General features: G+C 31.1%; 15 protein-coding genes. 6 read left to right on the top strand and 9 right to left on the bottom strand.

All coding sequences use genetic code 11. The annotated features are described in order from the left end of the window. Nucleotides 1-6 precede the first annotated feature (6 nt). Nucleotides 7-1863, top strand: a complete 1857-nt coding sequence (locus AC2D6T_RS03710) for an LTA synthase family protein (RefSeq protein ID WP_484680494.1) — start codon at nucleotides 7-9, stop codon at nucleotides 1861-1863. 3 nt (nucleotides 1864-1866) lie between these two features. Here AC2D6T_RS03710 and AC2D6T_RS03705 read toward each other — a convergent pair whose 3' ends face one another. Further along, nucleotides 1867-2274, bottom strand: a complete 408-nt coding sequence (locus AC2D6T_RS03705) for a DUF2721 domain-containing protein (RefSeq protein WP_298948761.1) — start codon at nucleotides 2272-2274, stop codon at nucleotides 1867-1869. Nucleotides 2275-2411: 137 nt separating this feature from the next. Here AC2D6T_RS03705 and AC2D6T_RS03700 point away from each other — a divergent pair, with 137 nt between their 5' ends. From AC2D6T_RS03700 to AC2D6T_RS03680, 5 genes are all read left to right on the top strand, one after another. Further along, on the top strand, nucleotides 2412-2594 hold the full coding sequence (locus AC2D6T_RS03700) for a YgaP family membrane protein (protein WP_484680493.1): 183 nt from the start codon (nucleotides 2412-2414) through the stop codon (nucleotides 2592-2594). A 13-nt stretch (nucleotides 2595-2607) separates the two neighbouring features. Beyond that, nucleotides 2608-3273: a M15 family metallopeptidase gene (locus AC2D6T_RS03695; protein ID WP_484680492.1), complete on the top strand. Its 666-nt coding sequence runs from the start codon at nucleotides 2608-2610 to the stop codon at nucleotides 3271-3273. A 75-nt stretch (nucleotides 3274-3348) separates the two neighbouring features. After that, nucleotides 3349-4020, top strand: a complete 672-nt coding sequence (locus AC2D6T_RS03690) for a hypothetical protein (protein WP_438988945.1) — start codon at nucleotides 3349-3351, stop codon at nucleotides 4018-4020. Between the two features lie 126 nt (nucleotides 4021-4146). Further along, the gene (gene pdhA, locus AC2D6T_RS03685) at nucleotides 4147-5136 is read left to right on the top strand and encodes a pyruvate dehydrogenase (acetyl-transferring) E1 component subunit alpha (protein ID WP_484680491.1); all 990 of its coding nucleotides are present in this window, start codon (nucleotides 4147-4149) and stop codon (nucleotides 5134-5136) included. 3 nt (nucleotides 5137-5139) lie between these two features. Then, a complete protein-coding gene (locus AC2D6T_RS03680) occupies nucleotides 5140-6798 on the top strand; it encodes a pyruvate dehydrogenase complex dihydrolipoamide acetyltransferase (protein WP_484680490.1) in 1659 nt (552 codons plus the stop codon). 81 nt (nucleotides 6799-6879) lie between these two features. On the opposite strand, the gene AC2D6T_RS03675 is transcribed toward AC2D6T_RS03680, so the two are convergent. The 8 genes from AC2D6T_RS03675 to hemC all read right to left on the bottom strand — a co-directional run bounded on the left by AC2D6T_RS03675 (nucleotide 6880) and on the right by hemC (nucleotide 16122). Next, the gene (locus AC2D6T_RS03675) at nucleotides 6880-7614 is read right to left on the bottom strand and encodes a DUF6263 family protein (RefSeq protein ID WP_484680489.1); all 735 of its coding nucleotides are present in this window, start codon (nucleotides 7612-7614) and stop codon (nucleotides 6880-6882) included. 254 nt (nucleotides 7615-7868) lie between these two features. Beyond that, nucleotides 7869-9191, bottom strand: a complete 1323-nt coding sequence (locus AC2D6T_RS03670) for a dihydrolipoamide acetyltransferase family protein (protein WP_484680488.1) — start codon at nucleotides 9189-9191, stop codon at nucleotides 7869-7871. 403 nt (nucleotides 9192-9594) lie between these two features. Then, nucleotides 9595-10497, bottom strand: a complete 903-nt coding sequence (gene hemF, locus AC2D6T_RS03665) for an oxygen-dependent coproporphyrinogen oxidase (RefSeq protein WP_484680487.1) — start codon at nucleotides 10495-10497, stop codon at nucleotides 9595-9597. A gap of 135 nt (nucleotides 10498-10632) precedes the next feature. Continuing rightward, the gene (hemE, locus tag AC2D6T_RS03660) at nucleotides 10633-11661 is read right to left on the bottom strand and encodes a uroporphyrinogen decarboxylase (protein WP_298948743.1); all 1029 of its coding nucleotides are present in this window, start codon (nucleotides 11659-11661) and stop codon (nucleotides 10633-10635) included. A 76-nt stretch (nucleotides 11662-11737) separates the two neighbouring features. Further along, entirely contained in the window at nucleotides 11738-13027 is a 1290-nt protein-coding gene (hemL, locus tag AC2D6T_RS03655) for a glutamate-1-semialdehyde 2,1-aminomutase (RefSeq protein WP_484680486.1), read from the bottom strand. A 66-nt stretch (nucleotides 13028-13093) separates the two neighbouring features. Further along, complete coding sequence (locus AC2D6T_RS03650) at nucleotides 13094-13396, bottom strand: GIY-YIG nuclease family protein (protein WP_298948739.1); 303 nt, start codon at nucleotides 13394-13396, stop codon at nucleotides 13094-13096. Between the two features lie 53 nt (nucleotides 13397-13449). Beyond that, a complete protein-coding gene (hemB, locus tag AC2D6T_RS03645) occupies nucleotides 13450-14421 on the bottom strand; it encodes a porphobilinogen synthase (protein ID WP_484680485.1) in 972 nt (323 codons plus the stop codon). Between the two features lie 87 nt (nucleotides 14422-14508). Then, a complete protein-coding gene (gene hemC / locus AC2D6T_RS03640) occupies nucleotides 14509-16122 on the bottom strand; it encodes a hydroxymethylbilane synthase (RefSeq protein ID WP_484680484.1) in 1614 nt (537 codons plus the stop codon). Between the last annotated feature and the right edge of the window lie 9 nt (nucleotides 16123-16131).

Raw genomic sequence — 16131 nt, 5'->3', positions numbered from 1 at the left:
AATTTTATGAGACATTTTAAAAACAGACTCGTATTTAACCTTAGTTATTTTTTATTTTGGATGGGTTATTTTGCCTTTGCAAGATTATTTTTTCTTTCTTTTTACTTTGAAAAAACAAAAGAACTAGGGTTAACAAACACTTTAAAAACCTTTTTATATGGTTTGCAATTAGATGCGTCTTTTGCAGCCTATTTAAGTGTTATTCCGTTTTTAGCAACTATAGTTACCGTTTTTAGCAACGCTAAAAAAATCTATAAAACAATCTTATGGTACACCATAACAATACTTATTGTTTTAAATTTATTTTTAATTATAGACGCTAGTTTGTACCAAGCTTGGGGTGTTCGTTTAGATACTTCTTTGTTAGCCTATATAAATACTCCAGAAGTTATGTTGGCTTCTGCATCTACTTTTCAAATGATTGCTGGCAGCTTATTTTGGATTGCATCAACCTATGTGTTTATTATCGTTTTTAAAAAATTACTACACTCAAAACACCTAAAAATAAAAACCAGTAATTGGTCACAAGCACCTTTACTTTTAATTCTAACAGCATCATTAATACTACCAATTAGAGGTGGCTTACAAACCATACCCGTAAACCAAAGTAATGTGTATTTTTCTAATAAAATGTTTGCAAATCATGCTGCTAATAATTTTATATGGAATTTTGCTAACACTATTACACATAAAACAAACGGAAAAAATATTTATAAATTTTATGATAAACATGTAGCTAAAAACATCATAAAAAAAAGAAAAAATCAACTATTACAACCAACCACAGATTTTATTTTAAACACTACAAAACCCAATGTTATTTTAATTATTTGGGAAAGTTTAACAGCCAAAGTAGTAGGTTCATTAGGTGGGGAGCCAAATGTTACAGAAAACTTAAACAGACTCTCTAAAGAAGGGGTTTTATTTACAAATTTTTATGGAAATGGAGACAGGACAGACAAAGGTTTACCTGCTATTTTAAGTGGTTATTATCCACCTCCTGTAAAAAGAATTATGCGAATGCCAAATAAAACAAGAAGTTTACCAATGTTGCCAAAAAAAATGAATAATTTAGGTTATAAAACTTCTTTTTATTATGGTGGAGATACCAATTTTGGTAATATGAATACCTATTTAAGAAATGCTGAAGTTTCTAAAATTGTAGATGGTAGTGAGTTTGATAAAAAAGATTGGAACTCTAAATGGGGCGCCTTTGATGATGTTTTTATGAAACGTTTTGCCAACGATTTAACCACTAAACAAACTCAGCCTTTTTTTACAGTAGCTTTAACCTCTACAAGTCATGAGCCTTACGAATTAAATAGCACCTATAAATTTGGCAAAGATTCTGAAGACAATCTTTTTAGGAGCTCGCATGCATATACTGACAAAGTTATTGGTAATTTTATCAATTTTGCAAAAAAACAAGACTGGTATAAAAACACTTTAATTGTAATCATGTCAGATCATGGGCATAGCTCTCCCAAACATACAGGAGAATATTTTTCGCCAGAAAAGTTTCAAATCCCTATGCTTTGGTTAGGTGGTGCTTTGCAGAAAAAAGGAATCGAAATTGACAATATGACGAGTCAAGTAGATTTTGCTTACACCTTATTAGATTTATTAAAAGCAGATAATTCCGATTTTAAATTTGGTAAAAATTTGTTTAACTCTTCAGAAAAACAATACGCGCATTACATTTTTAATAAAGGTTTTGGCACACTTACTAAAAAGGGTTTTTACTTATTTGATTATGTAAGCAACAAGCCTATTTTAAAATATGGTGATGAAGCTAACAGGTTAGATTCTTTGGGTAAAGCTATTACACAAGATGCTTATCAAGATTTTTTAGACAGAAAATAATTATTACTTTTTTTCTAGATGTTCTTCTATATCTGCAATATGATGTTGCAAAGCTTTAGCCGAAATTTGTATTTCTTTAATTAATAAAGCAAGGGATATAATTAATAATACCAACGCAAAACCAAAAATATAGGCAGCTATTAAAAAGAAATTAATGTAAATTAAAAACATCGTTAATACACAAAAAAGCAAGCTTGATATTCCAAAAATCTGCATCCATCTTGTTAGATTTAAACGCAGTTTTAAGTTTTTAATTTGTCTTAATAAAGATTTATCTTTTTTTTCTAAATAAATATCATGTAAGTTTCTAATTACAGAAGCATATGCCAAAAATCGATTGGTATATGCTAACATTATTAAAGAAATTGCAGAAAATAATAAAGCTGGCGTTGTTAATGTTAGTTGTTCCATATCCCAAAATTAAGTAATAATTTTTGATGTTTTCAATTTAAAATCATTCTAAAATTAGAAACTCCCTTTAAATATTGTATTGCAAATAAATAATTAATAACTTTATAAAGATTTAAAACATCGCTATCATAAAAAAAATGGGTTCAGTAGACAAAAATGTAAGAATTAGTATCGCATTTGTTTTAGGTTTTGTGCTTTATACAAATGCAACTTCTAGTACTTTGGTTATTAATCTATTAGTATTAGTAGGTATTTTTGTTTTTATTAGTTTTTGTCCATTATATTTAACTTTTGGCATCTCTTTATCAAAAAAAAATTAAAAGTAATTAGCCTATGAAATACAACTTTCTAATTATTTTATTCTTTAGTTTGTCCTTTTCTGCCCAAAACTTACCTAAAGAATTTGTGTATTTAAAAACAATTGATTCAAGCATAAAAAGTGAATTACGTTATTTTTCTAATAATAATTTCATAGGAAAACCGATAGATGGTTATGAAGACAATCGTGTTATTGTAACTATTGAAACAGCAAAGGCTTTAAAAAAAATTCAACATATTTTATCAAAAAAAGAGTTAGGTTTAAAAATTTTTGATGCATACAGACCACAAAAGGCCGTAAATCATTTTGTAAAATGGGCTAAAGTTTTACAAGACACTTTAAAAAAAGCTAAATACTATCCCACCGTCCCGAAATCTGAATTATTTAAACAAGGGTATATTGCCTCTAAATCTGGTCATTCTAGAGGAAGTACAGTAGACTTAACAATTATTAATTTAAAAACAGGAAAAGAATTAGACATGGGAAGTCTTTATGATTTTTTTGGTCAAAAATCGCATCCCTTTTCTAATAATATCACAAAAAAACAACGCGAAAACAGAATGCTTTTAAGAAATATTATGTTATCAAATAATTTTAAACCCTATGCAAATGAATGGTGGCATTTTACACTTAAAAATGAACCTTTTCCTAATATATACTTTAACTTTCCTATAAAATAAATAGTTTTAACAATTCTTAAACACCAACAATATAAATCGGCATTATATTTGCTCTAAATTGTTATAAATAACACAATGATATTTAAAAAAAATAACATTATACTTCTTATATGCATTTTATGTAGCTCACCTTTTTTTGCGCAGTTAGATAAAAGTAATGGCAATAACGAAAAAGGAAAGGTAAAAGCTATTGTTTTAAAAAACACCAAAGCTGTAGAAAAACCAAAATCTATAGAATTAAATGGTAACGAAGGTTTTAAAAAAGCATATGATAAAGAGCAAGAAAAGTTAAAAGAAAAACAAAAAAAAGACGCATTAAATAACAAAGGTATTTTAACTCAAAAAAAAATAAACGAAGCCCGTTTTTTAAAAGCATTTAAAAAAATAAACGGACAATACATTTATCCTAAAATAGACCAAGATTTAGGTAGCTTTAGAACTACTTCAAATAGTGTAAACATTATTTGTAGAGATTTTCAATATCCAGATGGAGATAGAGTAACCATTATGGTTAATAACATACCTGTAATTACCAATATTTTATTAAAACAAAATTATCAAAGTTTTAAAATACACTTAAATAAAGGTATCAATAAAATTTCTTTTGTGGCATTAAATCAAGGTACTTCTGGCCCCAATACAGCCGCTTTTAAAGTTTATAATGATGCTGGCATGCTACTATCATCCAATGAATGGAATTTAGCCACAGATGCCAAAGCAACTTTGGTAATTGCCAAAGAAGAATAACAGAGAAATAGCAACGCTACGAAAACGATTGAGTTAAATAAAAAAATGATGTTTTTTTATTCTATGTAAAACAGTTATTTTTGTATTCCAGTTTTTAAAACGATAAACGAACAACAATTTTTAAGAATGAAAAAAATCACCAAACAAACCTATTTAGATTGGTACAGAGAAATGCTTTTTTGGAGAAAATTTGAAGACAAATTAGCATCTGTTTACATTCAACAAAAAGTAAGAGGTTTTTTACACCTTTACAATGGGCAAGAAGCAATTTTAGCAGGCGCTTTGCATGCTATGGACTTGTCTAAAGACAAAATGATTACCGCTTATAGAAACCATGTACAACCCATTGGTATGGGAGAAGACCCAAAAAAGGTGATGGCAGAATTGTATGGAAAAGTAACAGGAACTTCTAAAGGAATGGGTGGTTCTATGCACATTTTTTCTAAAGAATTTGGTTTTTATGGTGGTCATGGAATTGTTGGTGGTCAAATACCTTTAGGAGCAGGTATTGCATTTGCTGATAAATACAAAGGAAGTGATGGTGTTACCTTAACTTGTTTTGGTGATGGTGCTGCAAGACAAGGATCTTTACACGAAGCATTTAACATGGCAATGTTATGGAAATTACCAGTCATTTTTATTTGTGAAAACAATGGATATGCAATGGGTACTTCTGTAGAAAGAACAGCAAACCATGATGATGTTTGGAAACTTGGTTTAGGTTACGAAATGCCTTGTGGCCCTGTAGATGCTATGAATCCTATTAAGGTTGCAGAAGCTATAGACGAAGCTTTACAAAGAGCAAGACGTGGAGATGGCCCAACATTTTTAGAAATGAAAACATATAGATATAGAGGACACTCTATGTCTGATGCACAGCATTATAGAACAAAAAATGAAGTAGAAGAATACAAAAAAATAGATCCAATAACGCAAGTTAAAGATGTTATTTTAGATAAAAATTACGCTACTGAAGATGATATTGCTGCAATTGACAAAGAAGTAAAAGCGAGAGTTAAAGAATGTGAGCAATTTGCAGAAGATTCTCCTTTCCCAGAAACTCAGCAATTATATGATATGGTATACGAACAAGAAGATTATCCTTTTATAAGTTAAAATATGGCTACAGTTGTAAATATGCCGCGTTTAAGTGACACCATGGAAGAAGGTGTTGTGGCAAAATGGTTAAAAAGTGTTGGAGATAAAATTGAAGAAGGTGATATTTTAGCAGAAATTGAAACCGATAAAGCTACTATGGAATTTGAATCTTTCCATGAAGGTGTTTTGCTACACATTGGTGTGCAAGAAGGTGAAACCTCTCCTGTTGATAAATTATTAGCAATAATTGGTGAAGAAGGTGAAGATATTTCTACACTTTTAAATAATAATGCAAATGATGTATCTCTAGAAAAAGAAGAAACATCTAATAAAACAGAAAGTTCTTCTGAAGAATCTTCTAACGATGAAGATTCTAACGAAGAAGCTAGTATACCAGAAGGTGTTCAAGTAATTACAATGCCACGTTTAAGTGATACGATGACAGATGGTACTGTAGCCACTTGGTTAAAAAAACAAGGCGACTCAGTAGAAGAAGGTGATATTTTAGCAGAAATAGAAACCGACAAAGCTACTATGGAGTTTGAGTCTTTTTATGAGGGAAACCTACTACACATTGGTGTACAAGAAGGAGAAACTGCTCCTGTAGATAGTTTATTAGCTATTATTGGACCAGAAGGAACCGATGTTTCTAGCATTATTGAAAATGGAGTTCCTACAGAAAAGAAATCTTTATCAGACAAAAAAGCTGCTCCAAAAGAAGACAAAAAAGAAAACAAACAAGACAAGAAAGAAGAACAAAAATCTTCTTCTGCAAATACAAGTACAAATAATTCTGGTGGTAGAATTTTTGCATCGCCATTAGCAAAAAAAATTGCCTCAGACAAAGGAATTAACTTAACAGATGTTAGTGGTTCTGGAGAAAATGGTAGAATTATTAAAAAGGATGTAGAAAACTACACACCTTCTGCTACTGTTTCTGTAGAAACACCTACACCAGCATCTTCTGCTGCTGCACCTTCTTTTTCGGTAACTGGAGAAGAAAAATCTGAAGAAGTTAAAAATTCGCAAATGCGTAAAGCAATTGCTAAGTCTTTAGGTAATTCTAAATTTACTGCACCAGACTTTAGTTTAAATATAGAGGTAGATATGGATGCAGCAATTGCCTCTAGAAAAACCATAAATGCTATACCAGATACCAAAGTATCTTTTAATGATATGGTGGTTAAAGCATGTGCTATGGCATTACAAAAACACCCACAAGTAAACACTTCTTGGACCGATAATAATACTGTTTATCATTCTCATATACACGTTGGTGTTGCTGTTGCTGTAGACGAAGGTTTATTAGTACCTGTAATTAAACACACCAACCAAATGAGTTTAACCCAAATTGGTGCTACTGTTAGAGATTTAGCTGGTAAAGCTAGACATAAAAAAATTACTCCTGCAGAAATGCAAGGCAGTACTTTTACAGTTTCTAATTTAGGCATGTTTGGTATCGATAATTTTACATCAATTATAAACCAACCAAACTCTGCCATTTTATCTGTTGGGGCTATTGTACAAAAACCTGTAGTTAAAAACGGACAAATCGTAGTAGGTAATACTATGAACTTAACTTTAACCTGTGATCATAGAACGGTTGATGGTGCTGTTGGGGCGCAGTTTTTACAAACATTAAAAACATTTATAGAAAACCCTGTTACAATGTTAGCATAGTTTCCTGTAAATTTAGTATAAACTAAAAATGCCTTGAGAAATTAATTCTCAAGGCATTTTTTATATTTCAAGTTTTAAAACTTATATTTTAGTTGTTTTTACTTTAGCAGTTATGATAACCTCTGCGCCATTTGCAGACACTTTTACCTCTGTATTTGCAGTATCTTGCACTCCAGTAGTTGCATCAATAACAATAGCACCTGTAACTTTTCCAGCACCCATACCACTAACATCTCCTGTTACATCTAAGTAAACCTTACCTTCAATAATTTTAGAAACTGTATACTTTGTTACAATTTTCATTCCTTGTTGATTTTGCTCTGTAGACCAAGAACTACCCACAGACACTTTTTCTTCAGGATATTTAATGCTACTAGATTGTTTTACAAATTCTTCCATTCCTGGCGCCATTGGCTCTACTTTTATATCTGTAGCTTCACCCCTATTAGTCATTTTGGTCGTAATCAATGCTTTTAGCATAGGGTCAAACTGTTGTTTAAACATTTTACCTGTTTCATCTAAATCTTCTTCTTTTTTAGTAGAATCAAAATCCATTATCATACCACCTTGCAACATATTCATTTTAATAGTAGATATTTTAGAAGCTGCTGTAAAACTATCTCCTTCTTTTTTAATAATGGACATATTCATTTTTATTTTCATATCCATACCACCAGCAGCTCCCATATTTTGTGACTGCTCTAGATCTATCACAAACTCATCTCCTTCATTGTAGTTGGCTCTTAATAAAACAGAATCTTGACAAAATGCACTTAATGAAGTTGCAACAACAAATAATAATAACAATTTTTTCATATATTTTAATTTTAATTTATAATATGCTAATTTACTATTTTAAAAATTGTAAGTTCAGATAAAAGAAATAAAAATAGTTGAAAACCCAAACATAGTAACTCTCTAAAAACTTTCATACTTTACTTTTTGTTAAAATTTAACTTCACTAAATCATAGTTTAATAAACTAAATATCAGTAATATAAAAATTTAAGCTAGCTAAAAGTAAAAAGCTCACAAATAGTGAGCTTTTTGGATTATATGATTTATGTATTTTTAAAAATCTTGATTTACATCCCAAGATTCTAATATTTCTTTTAATGTTTTAATAAACATACCCCCCAAAGCTCCATTTACAACTCTATGGTCGTAAGAATGTGAAACAAACATTTTTTGTCTGATTCCAATAAAATCTCCTTCTGGAGTTTCTATCACAGCAGGTACTTTTCTAATAGCACCTAAAGCTAAAATAGCAACTTGCGGCTGATTTATAATTGGTGTACCCATTACAGAGCCAAAACCACCTACATTAGTTACAGTGTAGGTTCCTCCTTGTATTTCATCTGGTTTCAAAGCATTATTTCTTGCTCTATTTGCTAAGTCGTTTACAGCAGATGTCATACCCACTAAATTTAACTGATCTGCATTTTTAATAACGGGCACAATTAAATTACCATCTGGTAAGGCTGCAGCCATCCCTAAATTAATATTTTTCTTTTTAACGATGGTATCACCATCAACAGCAATATTAATTAACGGATATTTTTTAATGGTGCTTGCTACAGCTTGCATTAAAATAGGAGTAAACGTTAACTTTTCTCCTTCTCTTTGCAAGAATTCGTTTTTAACTTTATTACGCCATTTCACAATATTTGTAACATCTACTTCTATAAAAGATTGCACATGTGCTGATGTGTGAACCGAATCTACCATATGTTTGGCAATTAACTTGCCCATTCTTGTCATTTCAATCACCTCATCTTCACCATTTACAGAAACAGGTACTGATTTCGAAACTGATTTTTCAATATGTTTCGGGACAACTGATGGATTAAGTTCTTCAACTTCATTTGAAATATCACCCCTATTTTCTAAATAAGATAGGATATCATCTTTTGTAACTCTCCCATCTTTACCAGAACCAACAAGGGTTTCTAGTTCTTCCATAGAAACACCTTCTGTTTGAGCAATGTTTCTAACTAATGGTGAGTAAAATTTACCTGAATCTGAATTTTTAGCAAGAGGTGTTGCAATAATTTCTGATGCTTTTTCTATAGTTTTTTCTACTTCTTTAACTTCTTCTGTAGCAACTGTTTTTTCATTTTTCGTAGCAGTTTGTTCTTCAACATCATTTTCTCCTTCTGTTTCTATAATAGCAATTGTATCTCCAACAGCAACAACATCATCTTTTTGAAACAGAATTTCTACCAAAGTTCCTTCTACTTCAGAAGGTACCTCAGAATCTACTTTATCTGTGGCAATTTCTACAACAGCTTCATCTAATTCAACGGAATCTCCAACATCTTTTAACCAAGAGGTGATGGTTGCTTCTGCAACACTTTCTCCCATTTTTGGTAACTTTAATTCAAATCTTGCCATTTAATCAAATTTTATAAGTTGCAAAAGTACTAAAAAAAGAGGTGATTTTTTCTTAAAAAAATTACTAAAATTAAAATCATTAATTACAGTAATTTGTATTATTAATATTAATTACCACTAATTATTAATAAATACATAAAAATAAAATTATTTAATACTTAAATATTGCGCATTTAACAATGTTTTGTTTTATCTAAATAAATGTGATATAAAAAAAAGAATATTTTTCTATTTTAATTTTCCTAAAATAAAATATTATTAAAGTTTATTAAAAACTAAATAAGAGAACCACTCTTACTATTTAAAACCTTTTTGAAGCTATACATTGTCTAGAGGAGAAATAAGTGGAATGGTTATAAAAACAGTAACATCATTTTAATCAAAATTATTTTAAAAATGAAAACTAAACCCAATTTTTAGGTTCTTCTAAAACTTTTAATAACCTTGCTTCTTCAGAATTTTCTTTGGGTTGATGATTGTATTTCCACTGCACAATTGGTGGTAAACTCATTAAAATACTTTCTATTCTACCATTTGTTTTTAAACCAAAAAGAGTACCTCTGTCGTGCACTAAATTGAATTCTACATAACGACCTCTTCTAACTTCTTGCCAATCTCTATGTTGCTGTTCATAATCAAGTTCTTTTCTTTTTTTAACGATTGGCACATAACTTTCTAAAAAACTATTACCTATCTCAGTAACAAAATTGTATCTATCTTTAATTGAAAATTCTTCGGTTTCTTTTAAATAATCGAAAAACAAACCTCCAATTCCACGTGCTTCATTTCTGTGTGTGTTCCAAAAATACTCATCACAGGTTTTTTTAAACTTTGGATAAAACTCAGGATGATGTTTGTCGCAAGCTGATTTACAAACTTGATGAAAATGAGTTGCATCCTCTTCAAACAAATAATAGGGTGTTAAATCTTGACCCCCACCAAACCATTGGGTAACAATGTTTCTAGCGTTATCATACATTTCAAAATAACGCCAATTTGCGTGTACAGTAGGTACAAAAGGATTTTTTGGATGCAATACCAGACTTAAACCACAAGCAAAAAAATTACCTTCTTTTACACCAAATTGCTTTCTTAGGGCTTCTGGTAACTCTCCAAAAACTTTAGAAATATTTACCCCACCTTTTTCAAAAACATTTCCGTTTTCTATGACGCGAGTTCTACCTCCACCACCTTCTGCTCTTTGCCAATTATCTTCTTGAAATAATGATTTTCCATCAATTGCTTCTAATTTAGAAGTAATGGTATCTTGAAGATTTTCTATGTAGGCGAAAAATGTATCTTTCATAACTTTTGCTTTTAAATAGGTGCGTTAGCGATTGAAATGACATCCTTTTTGCTTTTTCTGCAAAAAGATATAATGGAAAGCGCGACTTGGTCCTGAATGCTTTCAGGATAAAGTAACGCCCAAATAATGCTTTTTTTAATTTGCTTTATATTCTTTAACAGCGTCTATAAATGCTTTTGCGTGGTCTAAAGGAATGTTTGGTAAAATTCCATGACCCAAGTTTACAATGTATTTATCCTTGCCAAATTCGTTAATCATTTGGGTAACCATTTTCTTAATTTCTGATGGTGGAGAAAACAACCTTGTTGGATCGAAATTACCTTGTAAGGTAATATTTCCTCCTGATAAATAACGCGCATTTCTTGCAGAACAGGTCCAATCTACACCTAAAGCAGCTGCTCCTGATTTAGACATTTCATTTAACGCAAACCAACAACCTTTCCCAAAAGCAATTACAGGAATTTCATCTTTTAAAGCATCTATTATTTGCTGAATATATTGCCAAGAAAATTCTTGATAATCTACTGGAGATAACATTCCTCCCCAAGAATCAAATACTTGCACAGCATTTACACCTGCAGCTACTTTTGCTTTTAAATAGGCAATGGTTGTGTCTGTTATTTTTTGCAATAAACTATGAGCCACAACAGGGTTTGTAAAACATAATTCTTTGGCTTTATCGAAGTTTTTAGAACCTTGACCTTGTACACAGTAACATAAAATTGTCCAAGGTGAACCTGCAAAACCAATTAACGGAATTTCATCGTTCAACTTTTCTTTAGTGGCTTTAATGGCATCCATTACATACCCTAAAGTGTCTTGAATGTCTGGTACAATTACAGCATCTAAATCTTTTTGATTTCTGATTGGATTTGGTAAATAGGGGCCAAAATTAGGTTTCATTTCCACATGAATATTCATGGCTTGTGGAATGACCAAAATATCTGAAAACAAAATGGCAGCATCCATACCATATCTACGGATAGGCTGCACTGTAATTTCTGAGGCTAGTTCTGGCGTTTGACAACGTGTAAAGAAATCGTATTTTTTTTTGATTTCTTGAAACTCTGGCAAATACCTTCCTGCTTGACGCATCATCCAAACTGGTGGTCTTTCTACAGTTTCACCTCTTAATGCTCTTAAAAATAAATCGTTTTTTATCATGATTTTGCTTTGAGCTTTAAGCTATTCGCTTTAGGCAGCAAATTGCATAAAGCGTATTACATAAAGCAATATTAGTTTACATTCCTGAAACTTTTTGCATGGCTTTATCTGTTGCCGCTGCAAAAACTTTAATGTCTTTTTTTGAAATTGCTGAGTTCAAAAACCAAGCTTCAAACTGACTTGGTGGTAAAAACACTCCGTTTTTAATCATTTCCCAAAAGAAAACTGCGAATTTTTCGGTATCTGAAGTTTGTGCTTCTTTAAAATTAGTGACCTTATTTTTTGTAAAGAAAGGATTCATCATAGAACCAAATCTGTTTACTATTAAATCTACATTGTATTTTTTAGCAGTTTCTAATAAAATCACTTCTAAAACACTTCCTATTTCTTCAAATTTATCATATGGATTTTGTCTTTTCAATTCTGTTAAAGTTGAGATTCCTCCAGCCATTGCAATTGGGTTTCCAGACAAAGTTCCCGCTTGATACATGCCTCCTAAAGGCGCTACTTGTTGCATAATTTCTTCTCTTGCTCCATAAGCTCCAACAGGAAAACCACCACCAATTACTTTACCTAAACAGGTAATATCTGCTACAACTCCTAATTTTTCTTGCGCTCCTCCAAAAGTTGAACGGAAACCAGTCATTACTTCATCTGCAATTAACAACGCATTTTTAGATTGTAAATACTCTTTTAATTCTTTTAAAAAATTATTTTGCGGAATAACAACCCCCATATTTCCACCAATTGGCTCTATAATTACACCGGCAATATCATCGTATTTATCAAAATGCGCTTTTACACTTTCTAAATTATTATACTCTGCAATTAACGTATTTTTTACAGCGCCTTCTGGAACTCCTTTAGAACCTGGTAAACTTAAAGTTGCTAAACCAGAACCTGCAGCTACCAATAATGCATCTTGATGCCCGTGATAACAGCCTGAAAATTTTATGATTTTATCTTTACCAGTAAACGCTCTTGCCAAACGAATTCCACTTAAAACAGCTTCTGTACCCGAATTTACAAAACGTACTTTATCCATTTCTGGAAAAGCATCGCAAACTATTTTTGCTAATTTTATTTCTGCCTCTGTAGAGGCACCAAAAGAATAGCCTTTTTTCAAGGCTTTTTTTGCTGCTTTTTCTACTTTTTTATGACGATGACCTAAAATCATTGGTCCATAAGAAACTACTAAATCTACATATTCATTATCATCAACATCATAGATTTTACTGCCTTTTGCTTTTTTGATAAACAAAGGATTTCCACCTACAGAACTAAATGCTCTTACTGGAGAATTTACGGCTCCAACTAAGTTTTTTAATCCTTTTGTATATAATTTTTGTGATTTTTTAAAGTTCATTTTTTTATCTTTTGCAATTCGTTTTTAAAGTTTCTGTCATTCCTACGCAGGCAGGAATCTCTTATTTTAATCAAACCAATCTTCTGATAAATCTATCCAATCAGCATTGTCTTCAACTATCAAATTTATTTTCCAATCTCTTTTCCACTTTTTTAAATTCTTTTCTCTTTTAATAGCATCTTTCACAAATTGATAAGATTCAAAATAAATCAACTTATTTAAATTATATTTTGAAGAAAAACCTTTAACTAATTTATTTTTATGTTCAAACATTCTTCTTTCTAAATCGTTTGACACACCAATATATAAAACTCCATCTTTTTTATTTGTGATAATGTACACATAATATTGATGTTTAGTTTTAAACAATTATTATCCTTTTTTAATTTGAGATTCCTGCCTACGCAGGAATGACAGCATTTCTATTTATTTTTTGCCCCCAATAATTTTGCAGCTTCTTTTGCAAAATAAGTAATAATAATATCTGCTCCTGCTCTTTTCATAGACAATAAACTTTCCATCATAACTTTTTCGCCATCAATCCAACCTTTTTCTGCGGCTGCTTTAATCATAGCGTATTCTCCACTTACATTGTAACAGGCTATTGGTCTATCAAAATTATTTTTTAAATCTCTGATGATATCCAAATAAGACAAAGCTGGTTTTACCATTAAAATATCTGCTCCTTCCTGATCGTCAAAAGTTGCACGACGCATTCCTTCATCCCTATTTGCAGGATCCATTTGATAGGTTTTTCTGTCTCCAAATGTTGGTGCAGAATCTGCAGCATCTCTAAAAGGACCGTAAAAAGCCGATGAATATTTTACAGAATATCCCATAATTGGCAAATCTGCAAAACCTGTATTGTCTAAAGATTGACGAATCATATCTATGGTCCCATCCATCATTCCTGAGGGCGCTACCATATCTACGCCTGCTTTGACATGAGAAATAACTTGCTTTGCAATGTTTACCAAAGTAGCATCATTATCTACATCATTATCATGTATAATTCCACAATGACCATGAGACGTATATTCACAAAAACAAACATCTGTAATTACATATAAACTTGGGTAATTTTTCTTGATAAAACGAATAGCTTGTTGCATAATACCATTATCATTCCAAGTTTCTGTGCCTTGATCATCTTTTTCTGAGGGAATTCCAAACAATAAAACTGCAGGAATATTTAATGCCACAACTTCATCTAATTCTTTAGAAATTGTATCCAAAGAAAAACGTTTAATACCAGGCATAGAAACGATTTCTGTTTCTATATTTTCACCTTCTTCAATAAAAAGTGGATAAATAAAATCGTCTACAGAAAGTTTGGTTTCTCTGACTAACCTTCTAATTCCTTCTTGTTTTCTAAGTCTTCTTGTTCTGAACATAAGCCCCTGTTTCCCCAAAGGGGAACACACTCTTAAAAGTTGTGTGTTATATTAATACTTTTTTTCTCTTGAATATTTACCCACCATCTATTCCTTCCCTTTGGGAAGGTTAGTATGGGAATAATATTTATTCACCAATTCTAACAAACTCTCTGCACTTGGTAAATTGGCAACTTCTACCTTATCAAAATGTTTTCTAGCTTCTTTTGCTGTAGTTTCTCCAATACAAAACGCTATTTTAGCTGTTGAATTTTCTTGTAAATAGCTTTCAATTCCTGATGGACTGTAAAATAAAACTCCAGAAACATCATCTGCAATTTTTTCTGAACTCAGCATTGTTTTGTAAGCTTCAACTTCATTTACAACAATATCATTTGCCTTTAAATAGGTTGGAAAAACATCCATTCTTAAATTGCTACAAAAATAGGTAACTTCCTTGATGTTTGTTTTTTTAGAAATATATTCTGCTAATTTTAAAGCATTTTTTGCAACGTAAGTTACTGCTCCTATTCTATTTTCAATTAATTTTTTGGTTCTTCTACCAACACAAAAAATATTCTTAAATTTTAATTCGTTTTTAGTAAAAGAATTTAAAATGGCCTCTACTCCGTTTTGGCTAGTAATTACAACATTTTCTAGCTCGTTTTTCATCACCTTTGGTGGAATTCTATTAAAACGGATTTTAATAAAATCGCTATCTTCTATACCAATAGTATTTGGTAAAGTTTTCTTTTGAATTTCTGATAACTTTTTAGTTGAAAATACTTTATGAGTTACAATTGGCTCCCCTTCAAGATCTTCTAACATCAACTCTTTTCCCCCTCTATTGATAACATAATCTGCACAATCTTTTGCCAATAAGTGATGTTTACCCAACACTGCTGTTTTAGTGACTGATATTTTTTTAGAGCCATCTTTTTTTAACAAAACTCCTTTAAAATTAATTTCTTCAGTTTTAGCATCTACATAAGCTAATGCTCCTATTGGCGCTGTACAACCACCTTCTAACAGTCTTAAAAACTCACGCTCTATACCAACACAAACTTTGGTTTCATGATGATTTAATTGCTCACAAGCATCTAAAATATAATTGTCTTTTTCTAAAGCTGCAATCATAATTGCCCCTTGTGCTGGAGCTGGAATCATCCAAGATAAATTAACTGCTCCTGCTGGACGAATTCCTATTCTTTCTAAACCAGCTGCTGCAAAAACAGCTCCATTCCAATCACTATCATCTAGTTTTTGTAAACGTGTGTTTACATTACCTCTTAAATCTACTACATTATGTGTGGGATAACGATTTAACCACATTGCTTTTCTACGTAAACTACCTGTAGCAATGGTTGCATTGGGTTGCCCAAAAAATTCTTCTGTGTCTTTTAAAACTAAAATATCATTATAGTTTGCTCTTTTTAAAACAGCTGCTTGTAAAATACCTTCTGGTAATACTGTTGGCACATCCTTTAAAGAATGAACAGCAATATCAATGTCTCCATTTAGCATTGCAATATCTAAATTTTTTGTAAAAACACCTGTAATACCCAATTCGTAAAGTGGTTTATCTAAAACAATATCTCCTACAGATTTAATAGGAACAATCTCAGAATCGTAACCTAATTCTATTAATTCTTTACGAACTTTATTAGCTTGCCAAAGCGCTAATTGGCTATCGCGAGTTCCTATTCTAATAATTTTTTGCATTTATTTTTG

It is taken from the genome of Polaribacter sp. YIW18 (assembly GCF_057219325.1).
Note: the sequence above shows the minus strand (reverse complement) of the source record. Positions and strands in the feature narration are given on the sequence as shown.

Bases quoted from the DNA above. Each gene is read 5' to 3' on its own strand.
- AC2D6T_RS03710 (WP_484680494.1), top strand. From the start codon at position 7: ATGAGACATTTTAAAAACAGACTCGTATTTAACCTTAGTTATTTTTTA.
- AC2D6T_RS03705 (WP_298948761.1), bottom strand. From the start codon at position 2,274: ATGGAACAACTAACATTAACAACGCCAGCTTTATTATTTTCTGCAATT.
- AC2D6T_RS03700 (WP_484680493.1), top strand. From the start codon at position 2,412: ATGGGTTCAGTAGACAAAAATGTAAGAATTAGTATCGCATTTGTTTTA.
- AC2D6T_RS03695 (WP_484680492.1), top strand. From the start codon at position 2,608: ATGAAATACAACTTTCTAATTATTTTATTCTTTAGTTTGTCCTTTTCT.
- AC2D6T_RS03690 (WP_438988945.1), top strand. From the start codon at position 3,349: ATGATATTTAAAAAAAATAACATTATACTTCTTATATGCATTTTATGT.
- pdhA (WP_484680491.1), top strand. From the start codon at position 4,147: ATGAAAAAAATCACCAAACAAACCTATTTAGATTGGTACAGAGAAATG.
- AC2D6T_RS03680 (WP_484680490.1), top strand. From the start codon at position 5,140: ATGGCTACAGTTGTAAATATGCCGCGTTTAAGTGACACCATGGAAGAA.
- AC2D6T_RS03675 (WP_484680489.1), bottom strand. From the start codon at position 7,614: ATGAAAAAATTGTTATTATTATTTGTTGTTGCAACTTCATTAAGTGCA.
- AC2D6T_RS03670 (WP_484680488.1), bottom strand. From the start codon at position 9,191: ATGGCAAGATTTGAATTAAAGTTACCAAAAATGGGAGAAAGTGTTGCA.
- hemF (WP_484680487.1), bottom strand. From the start codon at position 10,497: ATGAAAGATACATTTTTCGCCTACATAGAAAATCTTCAAGATACCATT.
- hemE (WP_298948743.1), bottom strand. From the start codon at position 11,661: ATGATAAAAAACGATTTATTTTTAAGAGCATTAAGAGGTGAAACTGTA.
- hemL (WP_484680486.1), bottom strand. From the start codon at position 13,027: ATGAACTTTAAAAAATCACAAAAATTATATACAAAAGGATTAAAAAAC.
- hemB (WP_484680485.1), bottom strand. From the start codon at position 14,421: ATGTTCAGAACAAGAAGACTTAGAAAACAAGAAGGAATTAGAAGGTTA.
- hemC (WP_484680484.1), bottom strand. From the start codon at position 16,122: ATGCAAAAAATTATTAGAATAGGAACTCGCGATAGCCAATTAGCGCTT.